The organism is Pseudomonas sp. I8001 (assembly GCF_013385345.1).
GTDB lineage: Bacteria > Pseudomonadota > Gammaproteobacteria > Pseudomonadales > Pseudomonadaceae > Aquipseudomonas.
In genome coordinates this window covers 1-19,278 of record NZ_JACAQC010000040.1, presented here as the reverse complement: position 1 = coordinate 19,278, position 19,278 = coordinate 1, and the positions used below count along the sequence as shown (strand labels likewise).

Annotated in this window: 19 protein-coding genes; 9 read left to right on the top strand and 10 right to left on the bottom strand. The window is 59.5% G+C overall.

All coding sequences use genetic code 11. From position 1 onward, the window contains the following. Nucleotides 1-31: 31 nt before the first annotated feature. The 6 genes from HX839_RS24860 to HX839_RS24835 all read left to right on the top strand — a co-directional run bounded on the left by HX839_RS24860 (nucleotide 32) and on the right by HX839_RS24835 (nucleotide 5,366). On the top strand, nucleotides 32-538 hold the full coding sequence (locus HX839_RS24860; RefSeq protein WP_102605056.1) for a GNAT family N-acetyltransferase: 507 nt from the start codon (nucleotides 32-34) through the stop codon (nucleotides 536-538). A gap of 86 nt (nucleotides 539-624) precedes the next feature. Beyond that, nucleotides 625-1,515: a bestrophin family protein gene (locus tag HX839_RS24855; protein WP_008433288.1), complete on the top strand. Its 891-nt coding sequence runs from the start codon at nucleotides 625-627 to the stop codon at nucleotides 1,513-1,515. Between the two features lie 128 nt (nucleotides 1,516-1,643). Further along, nucleotides 1,644-3,146 carry a glycine betaine/L-proline transporter ProP gene (gene proP / locus HX839_RS24850; RefSeq protein ID WP_003207926.1) on the top strand — a complete coding sequence of 501 codons (1,503 nt, stop codon included), beginning with the start codon at nucleotides 1,644-1,646 and terminating at the stop codon, nucleotides 3,144-3,146. Between the two features lie 123 nt (nucleotides 3,147-3,269). Next, nucleotides 3,270-3,698 (top strand): DUF2231 domain-containing protein, encoded by a 429-nt coding sequence (locus HX839_RS24845; protein WP_177067845.1) that lies wholly within the window; start codon nucleotides 3,270-3,272, stop codon nucleotides 3,696-3,698. Next, nucleotides 3,695-4,987: a sorbosone dehydrogenase family protein gene (locus HX839_RS24840; RefSeq protein WP_177067844.1), complete on the top strand. Its 1,293-nt coding sequence runs from the start codon at nucleotides 3,695-3,697 to the stop codon at nucleotides 4,985-4,987. The genes HX839_RS24845 and HX839_RS24840 overlap by 4 nt, the downstream gene beginning before the upstream one ends. Before the next feature lie 82 nt (nucleotides 4,988-5,069). Beyond that, nucleotides 5,070-5,366, top strand: coding sequence for a DUF3144 domain-containing protein (locus HX839_RS24835; protein ID WP_003207921.1), 297 nt, complete (start codon nucleotides 5,070-5,072; stop codon nucleotides 5,364-5,366). Nucleotides 5,367-5,410: 44 nt separating this feature from the next. On the opposite strand, the gene HX839_RS24830 is transcribed toward HX839_RS24835, so the two are convergent. The 5 genes from HX839_RS24830 to HX839_RS24810 form a co-directional block, all read right to left on the bottom strand. After that, nucleotides 5,411-7,234, bottom strand: coding sequence for an ABC transporter ATP-binding protein (locus HX839_RS24830; protein WP_008433281.1), 1,824 nt, complete (start codon nucleotides 7,232-7,234; stop codon nucleotides 5,411-5,413). An 11-nt stretch (nucleotides 7,235-7,245) separates the two neighbouring features. Further along, nucleotides 7,246-8,751 (bottom strand): argininosuccinate lyase, encoded by a 1,506-nt coding sequence (gene argH, locus HX839_RS24825; protein ID WP_023659030.1) that lies wholly within the window; start codon nucleotides 8,749-8,751, stop codon nucleotides 7,246-7,248. Nucleotides 8,752-8,756: 5 nt separating this feature from the next. Beyond that, the gene (locus tag HX839_RS24820; protein WP_177067843.1) at nucleotides 8,757-10,337 is read right to left on the bottom strand and encodes an ABC transporter substrate-binding protein; all 1,581 of its coding nucleotides are present in this window, start codon (nucleotides 10,335-10,337) and stop codon (nucleotides 8,757-8,759) included. A 62-nt stretch (nucleotides 10,338-10,399) separates the two neighbouring features. After that, the gene (locus tag HX839_RS24815) at nucleotides 10,400-11,263 is read right to left on the bottom strand and encodes an ABC transporter permease (protein ID WP_008433279.1); all 864 of its coding nucleotides are present in this window, start codon (nucleotides 11,261-11,263) and stop codon (nucleotides 10,400-10,402) included. Nucleotides 11,264-11,270: 7 nt separating this feature from the next. Beyond that, complete coding sequence (locus HX839_RS24810) at nucleotides 11,271-12,191, bottom strand: ABC transporter permease (protein ID WP_003207915.1); 921 nt, start codon at nucleotides 12,189-12,191, stop codon at nucleotides 11,271-11,273. Between the two features lie 196 nt (nucleotides 12,192-12,387). On the opposite strand from HX839_RS24810, the gene HX839_RS24805 reads away from it, so the two are divergent. Continuing rightward, a complete protein-coding gene (locus tag HX839_RS24805) occupies nucleotides 12,388-13,311 on the top strand; it encodes a LysR substrate-binding domain-containing protein (RefSeq protein WP_087692926.1) in 924 nt (307 codons plus the stop codon). 7 nt (nucleotides 13,312-13,318) lie between these two features. Here HX839_RS24805 and HX839_RS24800 read toward each other — a convergent pair whose 3' ends face one another. The 4 genes from HX839_RS24800 to HX839_RS24785 form a co-directional block, all read right to left on the bottom strand. Beyond that, complete coding sequence (locus HX839_RS24800; protein ID WP_003207912.1) at nucleotides 13,319-14,311, bottom strand: MBL fold metallo-hydrolase; 993 nt, start codon at nucleotides 14,309-14,311, stop codon at nucleotides 13,319-13,321. 116 nt (nucleotides 14,312-14,427) lie between these two features. After that, on the bottom strand, nucleotides 14,428-15,333 hold the full coding sequence (locus tag HX839_RS24795) for a LysR family transcriptional regulator (RefSeq protein WP_003207910.1): 906 nt from the start codon (nucleotides 15,331-15,333) through the stop codon (nucleotides 14,428-14,430). A 22-nt stretch (nucleotides 15,334-15,355) separates the two neighbouring features. After that, nucleotides 15,356-15,736, bottom strand: a complete 381-nt coding sequence (locus HX839_RS24790; RefSeq protein ID WP_177067842.1) for a type 1 fimbrial protein — start codon at nucleotides 15,734-15,736, stop codon at nucleotides 15,356-15,358. A 112-nt stretch (nucleotides 15,737-15,848) separates the two neighbouring features. After that, on the bottom strand, nucleotides 15,849-17,072 hold the full coding sequence (locus HX839_RS24785) for an MFS transporter (RefSeq protein ID WP_177067841.1): 1,224 nt from the start codon (nucleotides 17,070-17,072) through the stop codon (nucleotides 15,849-15,851). Nucleotides 17,073-17,196: 124 nt separating this feature from the next. Between HX839_RS24785 and HX839_RS24780 the strand changes: the two genes are divergently transcribed. After that, nucleotides 17,197-17,901 (top strand): TetR/AcrR family transcriptional regulator, encoded by a 705-nt coding sequence (locus HX839_RS24780; RefSeq protein ID WP_087692927.1) that lies wholly within the window; start codon nucleotides 17,197-17,199, stop codon nucleotides 17,899-17,901. On the opposite strand, the gene HX839_RS24775 is transcribed toward HX839_RS24780, so the two are convergent. After that, a complete protein-coding gene (locus HX839_RS24775; protein ID WP_087692928.1) occupies nucleotides 17,804-18,727 on the bottom strand; it encodes a LysR family transcriptional regulator in 924 nt (307 codons plus the stop codon). The two genes, HX839_RS24780 and HX839_RS24775, sit on opposite strands and share 98 nt — an antisense overlap. A 143-nt stretch (nucleotides 18,728-18,870) precedes the next feature. On the opposite strand from HX839_RS24775, the gene HX839_RS24770 reads away from it, so the two are divergent. Then, nucleotides 18,871-19,128, top strand: a complete 258-nt coding sequence (locus tag HX839_RS24770) for a hypothetical protein (protein WP_177021321.1) — start codon at nucleotides 18,871-18,873, stop codon at nucleotides 19,126-19,128. The last annotated feature ends 150 nt before the right edge of the window (nucleotides 19,129-19,278 follow it).

Here is a 19,278-nt window from a genome sequence, read left to right as displayed (position 1 = left end):
AATGGACAGAACAACCCTGGAGATTCGAGCAATGACGTCATTTCGCGTTCGCGAGCTGAGCAGTACGGACACTGAAGCATTGCTGGCCTTCGAAGCCCGTAACCGTGACTGGTTCGAGTCGCATATCGAGGCGCGCGACCCATCGTTTTACTCGGTGCAGGGCGTCGCCGAGCATATTGACGGTTATCTATCAGGCCTGGCCACCGGCACATGGCACCCGTTCGTGATCGAAGACGCCAACGGCGAAATCGTCGGTCGCGCCAACCTGAAAAGCATCGACTCGCCAAAGGGCTCTGCCGAAGTCGGCTACCGCGTGGGTGAGCGCTCGTGCGGGCAAGGGCTGGCAACCCTGGCGCTGAACCATCTGATCCGCGAGGCACAGGCGCGCTGGGCACTGACCCAACTGGTGGCGTACGTGTACCCCGAGAATGTGGGCTCACAAAAAGTCCTGACCCGCTGCGGTTTCGTGCCCGACCAGCCCGCACCGGACGGCAAGCCCCAGGGCGAAAACCGCTTTGTCCTGACATTCCAGGCCTGAAGAGCCGACCCGCCGGCGAACCTTTACCCGGTAAACACCGTCCGAGCTAGGGCATTGATGTTTACCGCTCGCCGCGAGGTTTCCGTTTGAAAGCTGCCATCATCAAAAAATACCGCCTGATCATCAAGACCATGGGCTATGTAGGCTGGGCGCTGTTCTGGCTGCTGCTCTGGGATATCGCCGTCACCGTGGACTTCATGCTGTTCCTCAACAGCAAGATCAACCTGCCGCTGATGCCGCTCACCCTGCTCGGCTCGGCGCTGGTGGTGTTGATCAGTTTCCGCAACAGCAGCGCCTACAACCGCTGGTGGGAAGCACGCACGTTATGGGGGGCGATGGTCAACAATTCCCGCAGCTTCGCCCGGCAAGTGCTGACGCTGCTGGATGACCCGGACAATGAGGTCAACCCGATAAAGGCGACCTTGCTGCGCCGTCACGTGGCGTATGTGAACTGCCTGGCGGCGCACTTGCGGGGCCAGCCTTGCCCGGAAGAAATCCGCGCCTTCCTGCCGGCCAACGAGTTCGCCCGCAGCACCAGTACCAATAACTTTTCCAACGACATCATCAACGGCTCCGCAGCCCTGCTGGCCCAGGAATACAAGGCCGGGCGCCTGGACAGCATTCGCCTGGCACGGTTGGAGTCGACCCTGGTGGATTTGTCCAACAGCCAGGGCGGCATGGAGCGCATCGCCAATACGCCGCTGCCCTACCCTTACGTGTATTTCCCGCGGCTGTTCATCTCGCTGTTCTGCCTGATCGTGCCGGTGGGCCTGGTGGAATCCCTGGGCTGGTTCACCCCGCTGGCGTCCACGGTGGTGGGCTTCATGCTGCTGGCCATCGAACGCATCGGCACCGATTTGCAAAGCCCGTTCCGCGACAGCGAGCACCAGATCCAGATGGAAGCCCTTTGCGAAACCATCGAGAAAAACCTGCAGTCGATGCAGCGTGATTCCCTGGGGGGCGAGCGGATCAGTTAATCCTTGCCGGGCCGTTAACAAAAAAATCCAGCCAGTGGTGAATTATTCAGTGTCCGCATGTATCTGACCCATTAAGCGCATGCCACCAAAACAGTGGCATCGAAATGGACCTGCGGCTGAGTATTCCCATGAAATCACGCAAGAAAACCGTCAATCCGATTGGATTGGATGACATCACCATCGTCGACGACGCCAAGATGCGCAAGGCGATCACCGCCGCTGCGCTGGGCAATGCCATGGAGTGGTTCGACTTCGGAGTGTATGGCTTTGTCGCCTATGTGCTGGGCAAGGTGTTCTTCCCCGAAGCGTCTCCCAGCGTACAGATGATCGCGGCCCTGGCGACCTTCTCGGTGCCGTTCCTGATTCGCCCGCTGGGCGGCCTGTTCTTTGGCCGGCTGGGGGACAAATACGGCCGGCAAAAGGTCCTGGCGGCGACCATCGTGATCATGTCCCTGAGCACCTTCGCCATCGGGCTGATCCCCTCCTATGACTCGATCGGCATCTGGGCGCCGATCCTGTTGCTGCTGGCCAAGATGGCCCAGGGCTTCTCGGTGGGCGGTGAGTACACCGGTGCCTCGATCTTCGTCGCCGAATACGCCCCGGACCGCAAGCGCGGCTTCCTCGGCAGTTGGCTGGACTTCGGCTCCATCGCCGGCTTCGTGCTCGGCGCGGGCGTGGTGGTGCTGATTTCGGCGGTAATCGGCGAAGACGCCTTCCAGTCCTGGGGCTGGCGCCTGCCGTTCTTCCTCGCCCTGCCGCTGGGCATGATCGGGCTCTACTTGCGTCATGCCCTGGAAGAAACACCGGCCTTTCAACAGCACGTGGAGCAACTCGAACAAGGTGACCGCGAAGGCCTGGCGGGCGGCCCGAAAGTCTCGTTCAAGGAAGTCGCCACCAAGCACTGGCGCAGCCTGATGACCTGTGTCGGCGTGGTGGTGGTGACTAACGTCACGTACTACATGCTGCTCACCTACATGCCGAGCTACCTGTCGCACAACCTGCACTACAGCGAAAACCACGGCGTGTTGATCATCATCGCGATCATGGTCGGCATGTTGTTCGTGCAGCCGATGATTGGCTTTGTCAGCGACAAGATCGGGCGCAAACCCTTCATTCTGTTCGGCAGCATCGCGCTGTTCTTTCTCGCCATTCCGGCGTTCATGCTGATCAACAGCGGCAAGCTCGGGCTGATTTTCTCGGGGCTGCTGATCATTGCGGTGGTGCTCAACTTCTTTATCGGCGTGATGGCGTCCACCCTGCCGGCGATGTTCCCTACCCACATCCGCTACAGCGCGCTGGCCAGCGCCTTCAACATCTCGATCCTGATTGCCGGCCTCACGCCAACCGCCATGGCCTGGCTGGTGGAGACCACCAACAACCTGTACATGCCGGCCTATTACCTGATGGTGTTCGCCGTGCTGGGGCTTTTCACCGCCCTGACCATGAAGGAAACCGCCAACAAACCCCTGCGCGGCGCGGCACCGGCGGCGTCGGATATCGAGGAAGCCAAGGAGCTGCTGCAGGAGCACGAAGACAATATCGAGCAGAAGATCGAAGATATCGACGCGCAAATCGCCGAGCTGGAAGCCAAGCGTGAAAACCTGGTGCAGCAACATCCACGCATCAACTGACGCAACATATTTGGAAACGAATAGCGGGTGAACTAACGCGCAAGCAGCACGCTCCTTCCTTAAGCGCAGTCAGCGCGGCCCTGATGAGCCTCATCAGGGCCGCTCAACGATAAGGAGCCGCCCGTGACCGACACCACCACCCTCACCTACCGCTGCACGCCTGGTCCACTTCACGCGACCTTGCTGGCCGGTACCGTCCCGCTGTTTCTCGGCGCCCTGCTGAGCGACATTGCCTACTACCAGACCTACCAGATCCAATGGAGCAACTTCGCCGCCTGGCTGATCGCCGGCGCCCTGCTGTTCTGCGGGCTGGCGGGGTTGTTTGCACTGGTCAACCTGCTGCGTGTCGACCGCAAGGCCGGGCGCCCCACGGTGTACTTCCTGCTGTTGCTGGTGACCTGGGCGCTGGGCCTGGTGAATGCCTTTGAGCATGCGAAGGATGCCTGGGCCGTGATGCCTTCGGGCCTGGTGTTGTCTGCCGTCGTGACCCTGCTGGCCTGCGTGACCACGTGGGTCGGGCTGACCAACCTGCGCTCGGGAGGTGCCCAATGAAGCCTTCCAGCACGCTGACCGTTTTAAGCATGGCGGTGCTGTTGAGCGCCTGCGGTGGCGAAGCCGACAGCACTCAGGCTCGTGGCCCCGACCCCAAGCTGCCGGAACCCCAGCGCGGCCTGTTGCCCAGCATGAAGATCGCCGAACCGGTGGCCTGGGGCGAGCAGAAACCTACGGTGCCCGAGGGTTTCAGCATCACGGCCATCGCCACCGACCTGCGGATCCCGCGCCAGACCCTGTTGCTGCCCAACGGCGACATTCTCGTCGCCGAAGGCCGGGGCGGCAGCGCAGCGAAACTCAAGCCCAAGGATGTGATCGCCAGCGTGATCAAGGCCGAGGGCAACACCAAGGTCAAGGGCGGCAATCGCCTGACCCTGCTGCGCGATGCCGACGGTGACGGCACCTACGAGTTGAAAACCGTGTTCGCCGAAAACCTCAACGCGCCCTACGGCCTGGCCTTTGCCGACGGCAAGCTGTACGTGGCGAACCAGGATGCGCTGGTGCGCTTCGACTACGAAGACGGCCAGACCAAGGCCGGTGGCCCGCCCACCACCGTCACCGAGCTGCCCGCCGCGATCAATCATCACTGGACCAAATCCCTGGCGATCAGCCCCGACGGCCGCTCGCTGTATGTGGGCATCGGGTCCAACAGCAACATCACCGAACGCGGCATGGAGGTCGAGATCGACCGGGCGATGGTCTGGCAGATCGACGCCGCCACCGGTGCCCACAAGCCTTATGCAACCGGTTTGCGCAACCCGACGGCATTGACCATTCAACCGGGCTCCGGACAGGTGTGGGCGGTGGTCAACGAGCGGGATGAACTGGGGCCGGACCTGGTGCCGGATTACCTGACCTCGGTGCGCGAAGGCGAATTCTACGGCTGGCCCTACAGCTATTGGGGCCAGAACGTCGACACCCGCGCCCAACCGCAGAACCCGGCCAAGGTCGCCGCCGCGATCAAGCCGGATTACAGCCTGGGTTCCCACGTCGCTGCGCTGGGCGTCGATTTTTCCATCCCGGCCATGGGCGAGAAATATGCCGACGGCGTCTTCGTCGGCGAGCACGGCAGCTGGAACCGGGACAATCCGGTGGGCTACAAGGTGATCTTCGTGCCGTTCAGCAATGGCCGGCCTGCCGGTGAGCCGCTGGACTTCGCCACGGGTTTCCGCGGGGACGATGGCAAGACTCGCGGCCGGCCGGTGGGGGTCACTGTTGATCCGAAGGGTGCGCTGATCATTGCCGATGACCTGGCCAACACGGTGTGGAGGGTGACGCGCAATAAATAAGGCCTGAAGCGGCCGATGTGGTTGCCTTCCTGTGGAGCGCGGCGGTACCTTCGCCGCACTCACGAACAGGAAGGTAACCGCAATGCCAGACACCACCGACAACGGCTTCTATGATCGCGCGGACGCGCACATCGAGCTGTCCAACGAGCAGTTCAGGGCGTTCGCCGACCTGGGCAAAGTCAGCGCCTCGATGATGTTCGGCACCACACGCTTCAATGCCTGGGTCAGCGCACGCAGCTTTAAATCCGGCGAAGAAATGGCCCAGGCCCGTGAGGCGATGCTGAAGTATTTCTGTGATCAGTACCGGATGATGCTTGAGGATAATCTTGATGATCACATCAACAATTTCAGCAAGTACATGCTCGTTAAGGGCAGTTGAACCCGCCCGCACAGGGCGGTGTGTCGACCTGTGATACCCGGCGCTCAAATTGCAACGAAGTGGCCCGCGGCGACCTCGCGGTAACTGATCGGCGGAGCCTTGTAGCCCACCTCGTAAATCCTGCTGGGCACGCTCTCCTCCATCAGGCTGAACGGCTTTCTGGGCACGTTCAGGTCCGCCGAGGGCACCGCGCTCAGCAACCTTTGGGTGTAAGGGTGCTGAGGCTGCTCGAACACTGACTGGCGTGGCCCGATCTCAACGATGCGTCCGTGGTACATCACCCCCACCCGGTGGCTGACCCGCTCGACCACCGCCAGGTCATGGGAAATAAACAGGAATGAAATGCCCATCTCGCGCTGCAGGTCCTGCAGGAGATTAATCACCTGGGCTTGAATGGACACGTCCAGCGCCGAGACGGCTTCATCGGCGATGATCAGCTTCGGAGACAGAGTCAGCGCCCGCGCGATGCAGATCCGCTGTCGCTGCCCACCCGAGAACTCGTGCGGATAGCGTTGTGCATGCTCCGCCGACAGCCCCACCTTCTCCAGCAATATTCGCACCTGCTTTCGTGCTTGCGCGCCATGTGCAATGCCATGAACATGCAGCGGCTCCAGCAGGCTGTTCTCGATCGTGAGACGCGGGTTCAGGGATGCATAGGGATCCTGGAAGACCATCTGGATATCGCGGCGCAGCGAGTTCATATCGCTCTTGTTCAACGTCGTAAGGTTCTTGCCACCGAAAACGATATTCCCGCCCTGTATCGGCATCAGCCCGGCAATCGCACGAGCGCTGGTGGATTTCCCGCACCCGGACTCGCCCACCAGGGCCAGCGTTTCACCTGAGTAGATATCAAAGTCGATGCCTTCGACGGCATGCACACGGCGCCGGACCTTCCCGAGGAGACCACCTTTGAGGTCGTACCGAATGGACAACGACTCGACTCTGAGCACCGGCGGACTCTGGTAGTCCGGGGCCACGCCAGGCGCAGGTTCTGCACCCGCTGCGACGTCATCATCGATCAAGGCAAATTTTGCGGGAAGTTGAGTGCCACGCATTGAGCCGATTTTTGGAACAGCCGCCAGCAATGCCCGGGTGTAGGGCTGCCTGGGCTCCTGCAGCACTGCCCTTGCCGGACCTTGCTCAACGGTCTCGCCTTTCTTCATCACCATCACATGGTCTGCGACTTCCGCCACCACGCCCATATCGTGGGTGATAAAGATCACACCCATGGCCAGGCTATCTTGCAGCTCCTTGATAATCCGCAGGATCTGCGCCTGCACCGTCACATCCAACGCTGTGGTCGGCTCGTCGGCGATCAGCAGTGTGGGCTCGCAGACCAGCGACATCGCAATCATGATCCGTTGGCGCATGCCGCCGGAAAGCTCATGGGGAAACCGGTTCATGACCTGCTTCGCATCCGGAATACGCACCAGGTCCAGCATGCGTAATGCCTGGGCTTCGGCTTGCGCACGGCTGCACCGCTGATGCAGCAAGATGCCTTCGATGAGTTGCGCGCTGATCTTGAAGACCGGATTCAGCGAAGTCATGGGCTCCTGAAAGATCATCGACATGGACGAGCCCCGCAGTGTGCGCATGACAGACTCGGGCGCCGCCACCAGGTCGACAATCTGGTTATTCCTGGTTTGCAGCTCCATCGAGCCCGAAAGCACCCGTCCGCCGGCGCGCTTGATCAGGCCCATCATCGCCATTGAGGTGACGGATTTGCCGGAGCCGGACTCACCCACGATCGCCAGCGTCTGACCGCGCATCACCTCGAAGGACACATCGCGCACCACCGGCGTCTCGCGCCCTCTGGTGCCGAAGCCGACACTCAGGTTTTTCACCCGGGCTACCAAATTCTCGTTCATGGGGCGCTCCTTTAATCGACGATCGCCGAGATGGCCGCGTCAAGGTCGGCACGGGATTGATCGACCTTGCGCCGGCTCTGCGCAACCCACTCACGGTCCTGCTCCAGTTCGTTCTGGGCGATCGACAATAATCGCCGGACCTCGTCCGGGCCGACGCCGCCCGCGGAAGTGCGGGTCTCGACAAAACGGCGCGGGTTCAAAGCATCGCGGACCTGGGCATCCGAGTAGCCCAGGGTTGAGCCGACAGTTTCCACGCTGGCTTGATCCAGTGCGGCGCCGGTCACCCCGGCAGGAGCCACGCCCTCGTACAGACAGTTACGCACCAGGCGGGCCACGATGTGGTGGACCTGGCGGAAAGAGATGCCCCGGTCCCGAACGATCACATCGGCGAGGTTGCTGGCGGTGCACCAACTCCCGGAGAGCAGGGCTGTCATCCGGTCCTCATGCACCACCAGGGTTTCAATGATGCCGGTAAACAGGTCCAGCATGCCTTCGGTGGTGGCCAGCGCATCATGGATCAACGGCAGGTCGCGCATCGCCTGGTCGCCGGTACCTTCGGACCGGAAAGTGGCCAGGGCCGTGCTGAGCCAGGTCACCGATCCACCTGCAGCTTTCTTGATGGTTTCCAAGCCGCTGGGGTTTTTCTTCTGCGGGAAAATACTGCTGGTGCCGCAATAGCCGTCGTGGCTTTCCACCGTTCCAAATTCGACGCTCGACCAGATATGCAGGTCGGTTGCCAGGTCGTTCAGGTCGGCCATGACAAAGGACAATGCGCCAATCGTCTCTGCTGCGTACCATGCTTCGCGGCCCAGCTTGGAGTTTTCTACCAGGCTGTCGAACCCCAACAGGTGCGTGGTGCGCCCACGGTCCAGCGGCCAGGACGTGCCGGCCAGGCCGACGGCACCAAGGGGGTTGCGATTGACCCGGGTGTAAGCGTGCATCAAGCGGCTGAAGCTGTCGTGCAGCCTCGACGTAAAACTCAAAAGGTAGTGGCCGAACACCCAGGGCTGGGCATGCTGCATATGGGTGTAGCCGGGCATGATGGTGCCCGAATGCGTGGAGGCCTTCTGAATCAACGCCACCTGGAACTCATTGATACGGTCCAGCACCGCCAGGATGCGCTTGCGGTCGTACAGGCGGCGTACCGTTGCCCCTTGGTCTATCCGGCTGCGGCCGGTGTGCATCTGCCCGGCCGAGTCTTCGCCGATCCGGGAGAAAAGGTACGATTCAACCTGAAGCAGGAAGCTGCCTTTCTTTACATCAAACGGGAAGTCGGCGGGAACCATGTCCCGAATCAACCGCAGCTCCGCGAGGATGGCTTGCCCGACCGACACAGAAAGAATCTGCTGTTCAACCAGCATCACGGTGTGCGCCAGGTCCACTTCGACAAACTCGTGAAACTGACGTTTCTCGGTCTCAAGTGCCGGAATATCATGGTACTTGACCATGCGTTCAGCGGGAGGAGCACTCAGGCGAGCGTCGGTTAACAGTGTTTCGTTGGCATGTAAATTCGACATTTAAATCACCGCTCAATAAGTTCTACATTCGTCAAATCGATGGTCCCTTCATAATCGACATCCAGGCCATTCAACGCTTTACGCACACCAATTATTTGCTCCTGGTCAAACAGCGGCAGATTGTCCGGGTCTTGTTCCCATAGAATCTGCTGAATCTGGCCGTAATAGGACATGCGTGTTTTTTCATCCAGTTCACGCGAGGCCAACTGAAGTAATTTGTCTACCTGAGGGTTGCTGTAACCCGTGAGATTCTGCGGGTCGCCGCTGGACAACTTTCGACGCAAACGAATATCCGCGTCAGATATGCCCGTTCCCAGTAACCACATGTTTGCGTCATTGCTACCTTTGCCCGTGCCCTTGCCCGGCTCGGGGCGATACAAGTTCTTTTGATACGTTGCCCATTCCCATACCTTAAACTCGGTCTTCAGCCCCACGGCGTTAAGATAGCCTTGGACAACTTCCGCGACCTGGCGATCTTTGGTATAGCGTCCCGCCGGGGTCCATATAACTACGGTGCCTGGATAACCGCCTGGATATACCTCGTTAATTATTTTTCTTGCCGCATCAGGGTCGTACTTCACCGGAGGGAATTCACGTCGGGCTTGCGTACCCTCCGGAAATGGGCCAGTGGGTACTTTTCCATATCCCAACAACACTTTGTCGACCAATGCCTGGCGATCAATCGCCATACTCACCGCCCTCCGTATGCGCGGGTCATCAAAGGGCGGTTTGGTCAGGTTCATTTCAAAGAACACCTGGAATGTGCTGGGTACCCGCAGCAAGGTGGATTTATTCAGTTCCTTTAATTCAATAGCCGCCTCGGGCGATAAATTTGCCGCGATATCCGCATTGTTCGTTCGCAGCTCTATGACTCGGGAAGAATCTTCCCTGACCGGACGGAACACGATGGTTTCCGGTTTTGCCGTTGTTCCATAAAAAGCGTTGTTCTTATGAATAACGGCCTGGTCGTTGGGTATCCAACTATCAAATACGTAGGGCCCGGTACCGACGGGATGGTGCCCATAAGCCCGTCCATATTTAACGACAGCGGCCGGACTGCTGATTGACGAAGATTCTTTTGCCAGTAACTCCAACATTGTGGGTGACGGATTTTTTGTGGTGATGCGTAACTCATTCGGCGCTAGCGCATCCACCGAAGCTATATCCGCATAGTAGGACCGGTGCGGAGAACCGAGCTTGGGGTTCATGATTCGGTCCAGGTTAAACTTCACCGCTGCAGCATCAAACGCCGTGCCGTCATGAAAGGTAATTCCCGGTTTCAGGATAAAAATCCATTGCCGTCCATCCTCGGACCTTGACCATGACTGCGCCAAATCAGCTACAAACGTGTTATGCCCGTGACCGTCCCATGCGACCAACCGATTAAACAGGTGATTAATCACGTTATAGGAAGGCACACTGCGCGAAATCGCTGGGTCCAGGGTATCGATATCAGCGCCTTGAACGAATGTCAGCTTCTTCAGGTCTTTGGCGTTGGCAACAAACGATAGGCCCGCCGACAGTCCAAGGATGCCGACAACAGCGAAACTCCGTATCAATACTTCCAGGCAATTCAGACGCCGCATAATCTTTCTCGCTTGATAATTCTGGTGGACACACAGGGCGTGTTTAACCGCGCCGAACTCATTTATGCGTTACGTGATTTCGGGTCGATATAGTCTCGCAACGCATCCCCCACAATGTTGAAACTCAATATGGTCAAAACCAGTGCAAATCCGGGCGCAATCAATACGTAGGGATGGGTGGTCAATAACGGCCGCGACTCGGCAATCATCGAGCCCCACTCCGGGGTGGGCGGCGGCGGGCCAAGCCCCAGAAAGCTGAGCCCGGAACCAATGAGGATTGCTTCAGCCAGCGAGACGGTGGCCTGGATAATGACCAGCGAACCGATATTCGGCAGGATATGTATCAGCAGCAGCCGCAGATCGCTGACGCCAATCGACTTGGAGGCCAATACAAACTCGCGGTTTCTCAATGCCATGACCGGCCCGGCAAAGAAACGCACGTAAATCGGGATCGTTGAAATGGCGATGGCCAGTGTCAGGCTTACTATGCTGTTGCCCGCCACCGTGATGACCAGAATGGCAACCAGTGTCCGGGGAAATGCAATCATCGAGTCCATGACCCGCATCACCACCCCGGCGATGGCGCCGTTGTAATAGCCACACGCCGCACCTAAAGCGATGCCAATGACCATCGCAATGCTGACACTTGAAACTGCGACGGTGAGCGTAATTCGTGCCCCCCACACGACTCGACCCAACAAGTCACGGCCCAATTGGTCCGTGCCGAGCCAGGAACTTGCACCGGGCTCGACAAGGGACGTTGATAAGTTGATCTTGGTGACCGAATCCCAATCAAACAACAAAGGGGCAGCTATCGCCGCAGCAACCATCACCAGGATCACGATCAATGAAGCAAACGCGAACCAGCGCTTATTGGAAATAAGGAAACTGACAAAGCCCAACCGATATTTTTTCGGAAGTTTCATATCGGCCTCAGTTGTAAGTGACGCGAGGGTCGAGGACGCCATAAACCAAATCCACCATTAAGTTGATAATTACCACCACCGCGGCAAACACAAGAACTGTGCCTTGGACGACATAAATATCCCGAGCCATGATTGCATCAATCAAGAGCCGCCCCATTCCCGGCCAGGCAAATACTGTCTCGACAATAACCGCGCCACCCAGTAACCGGCCGAAGTCCATACCGAATACTGTCACCAATGGAATGGCCGCATTGGAAAGTGCATGCTTGAGTACTACCTTGTAACTCGGTACACCTTTCGCATAGGCAGTACGAATATAATCTTCCCTCAGCACATCCATCATGGTGGATCGGGCCAGCCGTGAAAAAGTTGCAACATACGGCAAACCAAGTGTCAAGGCCGGTAATATCAGGTGTTGCAGCCCGCCTCTGCCGGTCGGCGGCAACCATCCGAGGTTGGCTGAAAAGATCAGCATCAATATCAGTCCCAGAAAGAAGCCAGGCATTGATATGCCCAGAACTGCAACGGTGGTCAGCGAACTATCAAGGAAGCCTCTGGGCTTCAAAGCGGCCGCAATACCGAGGGGAACGCCAATGATGACGGCAAGCAACATTCCGGCAGCGGTCAGTTCAATCGTGGCGGGAAGAGTTCTGGCTATACCTTCGAGCACGGGCGTGAATGTCTGGAATGACTCGCCAAAATCACCCACGACAACTTTCCTGACATAAATAAGGTATTGATTGATTAGCGGCTTATCCAATCCGTAGTTTTGCCTTATTTGCGCAACATCTTCCGCTGTTGCATCCGGACCTGCTGCCAGCTGCGCAGGATCTCCCGGAATAAAGTGCATGACCAGGAAGACCACAATGGAGACTCCCAGCAGCATCGGAAGCAGAAGTAACAACCTGCGGACGGTATAATTCAGCACGCGCTATCCTCTTTTTTATTTTTACTTAAGCGGCACCCGATATTAATAACGGGAACTGCTTTTCTTTGGTAAAACCACGCAACTAAATCATCGCGCCGTTACATGCTTATAGCAAACCGGTAACAGGTTGGACGCACATAACAAAATGTTATACGCTCGCAAAAATGCGCCCTCCAACATTCGATCGAGAGCCACAATGAAACTCAATCCTCGCCAATTGGAAGCTTTCAGGGCGGTCATGCTCACCGGAAGCATGACTATCGCCGCCGAGGCACTTCAGGTCAGTCAACCGGCCATCAGCCGGCTCATCCGCGACCTCGAAATTGTCCTTTCCCTTCGACTGTTTCGCCGTGAAGGCAATCGCCTCATTCCCGGGGCGGAAGCACAGGTGTTGTACGCGGAGGTGGACAAGTTTTATCAAGGCATAGAACGCATCGAGCGGGTTGCAGAGGACCTTGTGACGCTGCGCACCGGCACATTGAGGATCAGTTCAATGAGCACGCTGGGGCTCAGTGTGGTGGCTGAGGGGGTATGCCGATTTGCGCGAAAGCACCCCGAGGTCAGAACCTCGTTGGATGTGCGCAACTCGGTGGGCATCCTGGAACTGACGTCTGCCAACCAGATCGATATTGGTTTTGTGCAGATTCCTTCAGGGGAATATCCCGGGATCCAGGTGATCAACCTGCCACCCATCAGCGCGGTGTGCGTGATGCCGGCCAACGATATGTTGGCCACCAAAGACGTGGTGACCCTGGAGGATTTGCACGGGCGACGCCTGATTACCCTGAACGCCAACAATCCTTTGCAGCGACGCATCACATCAGCCATGGAGGCTCGGGGTGTTGCAGGCGTCTCCAGCGTTGAAACCACCGCCGCGCACTCCGCCTGCGGAATGGTGTCCGGGGGGCTCGGCATCACCGTGTGTGATCCATTCACCGCCTCCTACTCGAAATACCCGGGCCTTACGTTCAGACCGCTGGACCAGGACATACCCTTCGAGGTTTCGATGGTATTTCCGGGTCACCAGCAGCGCTCCAAGCTCGCCTCGGATTTCATGCAGGTCATGGAAGGTATCTTCAGGTCGGAGTTTATTTCCATGATTCCCCGTGAAGCGTACTAATCGCGAGTCACTTCAGTTCGGTTGAGTAATTCAGCGGCACCCATTGCCACGCGGCGCCCTGACCACGCAAATGCCCCAGGCCGGGAAACGAGAGGTGCGCCGCGCCGACCAGCGCGCCCTCTTTCGCAGCCAGGCTGAACACGGTCTCGCGGGCAGTGGTGGCGGCTTTCTTGTCCGTATCAAACTCGATAGTCACCGACGGGTCGGCAAACTGCACGGCACCGGCGTGGATCAGATCACCGGCGACAATCATCTTCTGGCCTTTGCTCTCAACCAGGTAGCTGGTGTGCCCCAGGGTATGGCCATAGCTGGACAGCGCCTTGAACCCCGGCAGGATCTCCCCGCTGCCCTGGAAAGGCTGGAACTTTCCAAGCGCGATATACGGGTTCAAGGAAGCCATTGCACCCTTCGCGAACTCGGGTACGAAGCTGTTGGCGTCGGCCGAGGCAGGCTCCAGCCTCGCCGGCGAGAGCCAGTAATCGGCGTCACGCTTGTCGGCGTGTACCGTGGCGTTCGGAAACACCATCACCCCTTCGGCAACCAGCCCACCCACGTGGTCCGGGTGCATGTGCGTGAGAAGGATGTCATCGACCTGCTCCGGCTTGTAGCCGGCTGCCTGCAGGTTGGCCGCGAGCTTGCCCAGGGTCGGCCCGAAGAGCGCACCAGCGCCGGTATCGATCAGGATGAGTCGAGTGCCGGTATTGACGAGATACGCGTTCGTCGAGGTCTCGGTGGGCACCCCGAGGAACGCCTTGCGCAGTGCGGTAGTGGTCTTGGCAGCCGGCTCATTCAGCAATTTGTCGAACGGTGCATCGATGGTGCCGTCACTCAGCGCGGTGACCTCGAAATCTCCAAGCATCGTGCGATAGTAACCAGGGGCCTGGGTTTTGACTTGGGGCGCGGCGGCAACTGCCACCGCCGGTGCCGCGATGGCTCCCAGTGCCAGGGCAGCAGCAAGGGCCGTGTAATTCAACACGCGGGTAAATGTCAGCTTGGTCATGGTGCAGCTCTCCAGTTGGAATCGGCGGCATCCTATTCAAGCGTTTTTTATAGTTGAAATCGAAACTCCGCATGCCAGGTATGTGTGGCGTAGATACCTGCCAGGGCCTGATGTCGTCAGGAAAGCACGCAGAGCTTGAGTTGTTCGCGCAACCAGAGATGTGCCAGGTCCTTGTCGAACCGTGGATGCCAGGCAGAGAACAAACTGAAGTCGCGCACCTCGAGGGGCAGAGCAAGGGCCGCCAGCGAGCGCTCATAACGGCTCAGGAAACGGGACGGAAGCACACTTACACAGTCGCTGTTCTGCAGCAGCAATGGAACGATGCTGTAGTAAGGCACCGACACCGCGACACGGCGCGCACGCCCCTTCTGCGCGAGCACATCATCAATAAAACCGTGAAAGCTGTTCACGGCACCCGACACCACCACATGCTCCAGGCCCAGGTATTCCTCCAGCGTTGGTGGCGCGGATCCGCGAGGGTGATCGGCGCGCTGGGCCATCTTGAATTCTTCCTGCAGCAGCAACTCGTGCGACAGGTTCCCGATACGGCTGTGTGATACCAGCGCGACGTCAATCTCGCCGCTTTCCAACTGATCGCCAAGCAACACCTGGTCGATCGCACGTATCGAAACCCGGATGCCCCCAGGACTCGCAGCCTGCACAAGCTGCACCAGCCGGGGCGCGACGATCGCAGCGGCGTTATCGTTCGCGCCAATCACAAAGGTCCGGTCCGACTTGGCAGGATCAAAGCATGGAAGGTCACCGACCACCGTCCCCAGTACCTGCAACGCCTGGCGCAACGGCTGACGCAAATGTTCGGCACGTGCTGTCAGCACCATGCCTTTTCCGGACTGAGCAGGCATCAATAAAGGGTCGCCGAACAGGTCACGCAACCGCGACAACTGCGCGGATAACGCCGACTGCGTCAGGTTGAGCTTCGCCGCCGCCCGCGTGACGTTCCTCTCCTCAAGCAAGACGCTGAGGGAAGTCAGGAGCGCGAGGTTGTGTCCAGTCAGGTTCATCGGGTTGATCCACTGCCATCTCTCAAGGTGACGTTAATGTAATCAGATACTGCCCCGACGTCACAGGCCTCCCTTGGCCATCCACCAACGCATATTGCTGCTGGTAATAGCGGTCTCCCCGGCCACTGTCGGCGACCAGCTTCACGTTCACGGCGCTGTGGTCGAGGGCCGTGACCGAGCCCACCGGTTGCACACTGCGCACGCTGATGGCGCTGCCGCGTGCGGACGTAGGGCAATTGTTGAGTTTCATCCCGTTGGCCACGGCGAGCGGTGTGCAAGACGCTTCGACGATGCTGCCGTGAAACGAGATGACTCCCTGCCCCACCGGGCTCGCGGCCATGCAGGTACCGGACAGGCTGAACAACAGGCCAACATGGATTGCAGACATTCTCTTGATGCGCATGCCGATACTCCCGGGGGTGATAAAGCCTATGCCCCGGGATATCGGCCGAGCAGCAGGTTATTTTAAGATTTGTCTGATGTTAGAAGCGGTTTTTCCAAAGACTTTGGAAATATCAGTGCCCGCCAACCACAGGTTTACCGTGGGCCCGGTGCCCCGGCTTGAAGCCATGGAATCGTGCACACCACACAATCGCGAAGCCCACCGCCAGCAACACCAACATTGCCCATGGGAAAGACGCCACGCCCCAGGTATCCAGCAACACGCCACCCACCACGCCGCTTCCGGCGATCGCGCTGTTCCATGCCACCACGTTCAGCGACAGTGCCACGTCCGCTCCATCGCCTGCCGCATCCGCCAGTGCGGTTTGCAGCAACGTCGCAGCGCCGCCAAAACTCAAGCCCCACACCGCCACGCCGAGGTAAATAACGCCCGGCACCTGCGCCAGAAAACCAAACGCCAAACACGTCGCCGCAAAGCCCGCCAGGCTGACCAGCACCGTCTTGCGCAACGCCACATCCACCAACCGGGCAGTCACCCAAATCCCGAGCAGCGCCGCTGTACCAAACACCAACAACACCAGATCCACACGGTCCACCAAGCCCGCCGGGGCCACAAACGGCGCGATGTAGGTATAGAGAATGTTGTGGGCGAGCATCCATGAGATCACCACCGCCAGCACTGGCCGCACACCCGGCGTGGTCAGCACCTTGCGCAACGGCATGCGCTGATGGGCCGACTGGCCGGGATAATCCGGCACTTTCACCAGCACCCAGACAATCAGCACCAGGGTCAGTGCCGACATGATCCCGAACGTGGTGCGCCAGCCCACCAGCCCACCCAGCCAGGTGCCCAGCGGTACGCCAAGTGACAGGGCAATCGGCGTTCCTACCATGGCCAGCGCCAACGCCTTGCCCTGCTGATGTGGCTCTACCATGCGCCGCGCATAGCCGGCCAACAAACTCCAGGCCAGCCCCGCCGCCATCCCGGCGAGGAACCGCGCCAGCAACGTCAGCCCGTAGTGGGAGGACAGCGCCGTGATGGAGTTGAACAGCAGAAAACCAACGATGGTCAGCAGCAGCACATTGCGTCGCCGCCAGCCGCGAGTCGCGATGGTCAGCGGGATCACCGCCAGCACCGAGCCCAGCGCATACGCGGTGACCATCTGCCCGGCCATGGACGCTGAAACTCCCAGCCCATCGCTGATCAGCGGCAACAGGCCCGCCGGCAGGGTTTCGGTGACGATGCAGATGAAACCGGTCATGGCCAGGGCGAGCAAGGCGCCGACGGGCAAGCGGTCGGGAACGGCGTCTGCCGATAAGGTGGTTGAGGGGGTCACAGGGAAACTCCTTGAGCGAGAGGACTTAAATACCGATCGATATAAATGTTGGGCGCCCCACGCAGCGTTGTCAACGACTTATGTATCGACTAGTATTTATCTCATCACCCGAGAGGATTTCCACATGGCACAGATGGGCCGCCCCCGCACCTTCGACCGCGACCAGGCCGTGGAACAGGCCATGCACCTGTTCTGGCAGCACGGTTACGACGCGACGTCCCTGAGCCAGTTGAAAGCCGGATTGGGCGGCGGCATCTCCGCGCCGAGTTTCTACGCGGCGTTCGGCTCCAAGGACGCGCTGTTCCAGGAGTGCGTGCAGCGTTATCTGGCGACGTTCGCCCAGGTCACCGAATGCCTGTGGGATGACAGCCTGCCACCGCGCCAGGCCATCGAGACGGCGTTGCGCCAATCGGCACGCATGCAGTGTGAAGAGGGGCATCCCAAAGGCTGCATGGTAGCCCTGGGCGTGATGAGCGCGCCCTCCCCCGAGAACGCACAAGTCACCCATGGGCTGACCCATTCGCGAGAGCGCACACGGGCGGGCATCGTGCATTGTGTCGAGCGCGGCATCCGCGCAGGCCAGTTACCGGCCGAGACCAATGCACGTGCCATGGCCACGGTCTACGACAGTTTTCTGCAAGGCGTGTCGATCCTGGCCCGGGATGGCGTCGACGCTGATGCCATCGATACTGCCATTGGCCAACTGATGCTGACCTGGGACTTATCCGCCGCTACAGCGCCGCCCATTCGGCGCGATGCTCCAGCAGAAAATCCACAAACGCCCGCACCCGATGGGGCACATAGCGGCCATGGGGATACAGCAAGGTAAACGGCCGTGAGCGCCCGCCGTAAGGCTGCAAGACCTCCACCAGGCTGCCGTTGGCCAACTCCTCCTCGACGATGAACTTGTAGGTCTGGAATAACCCCGCGCCGTGCTTGGCCAGGGTTACGCCACCCAGCACATCGTCAGAGCAGCTGTAGCCTGCTTCCCCGGCAAACTCCCGCTCCTTGCCGTCCACCTGGAACAGCCAGGAAATGCGCCGCCCGTTGCTCGGCAATTCGTACTGGATGCACTCGTGGTTCGGCAAATCCTCCAGGGCCTGGGGCGTGCCGGCACGCTTCAGGTACGCCGGCGTCGCGACCACCACCAGCCTGGCGTCTTCCAGCAACCGCGCAATCAGCGTCGAGTCCGGCTGGGCCCGCACGCGAATGGCCAGGTCATAACCTTCGGCGACGAAATCGATGTTGCGGTTGCTGATGTGGATATCCACGCTGACTTGCGGGTACAGCGCACGGAATTTCGGCAGCAGCGGCAGGATCCGGTGATGGCCGTAGGTGGTCGGGATGCTGATGCGCAACAGCCCGGACGGCACCGATTGCGCGCCCATCATTTCCTGCTGGGCTTCCACCAGTTGCGTCAGCGCCTGGCGGCATTGCTCGAAAAATGTCCGGCCGCCATCGGTCAGGCGGATGCTGCGGGTGGTGCGCACAAACAGCCGGGAGCCCAGGCGCTCTTCCAACCGCGAGATGCTGCGGCTCACCGCCGCCGGGGTCACGCCTGCCACCTGGGCGGCGGCGGTAAAGCTGCTGGCCTCGGCGGCCAGGCAGAACAGCTCGATGCTGCCCAGCTGCAAATCTTCGAAATGGCGTTTCATGATGGATTACACCGGGTATCTGCTTGGGGGCTCACCCGCTCTATTTATCAGCAAGGGCCGCATAAATATAGGGGTCCTACCTGGCCCGTGCTTGCTTTCATTCCACGCACACCGCCCACAACTTCCGTGGCAATGCTCCGTCGTTGCACCTTGCGAACTCCATCAACAACCAGCCGGTCGTGGTCAACCGATCACCGAATACCGACCGTGGTTCGCAGATCGACTCCCTGCAAAAAGGCGTGTATTTCCAGGACCAGATCAAGTTCGACGAGGCCACCACCTCGCGCGCAGGGTTGGTGTACAAGGCTGACAACGGCCTGGCACCGTACCTGAGCTACAGCGAATCGTTCTTCCCGGTAGCGGGTGTGAGCAAGGCCGGGCAAGTGTTTGTGCCCACCTAAGGCAAACAGTACGAGTTCGGTGACTCACCGCTGGTAGGCCAACAACGGCTCACTCAGCGGTTCGGGGCGTCAGGCATATGGCGTTGGGGGCGGTGATTGGGGGCATATCCGTTGGTTTTGTTACGGCTACTATTGGTTCCGCTCTTACAG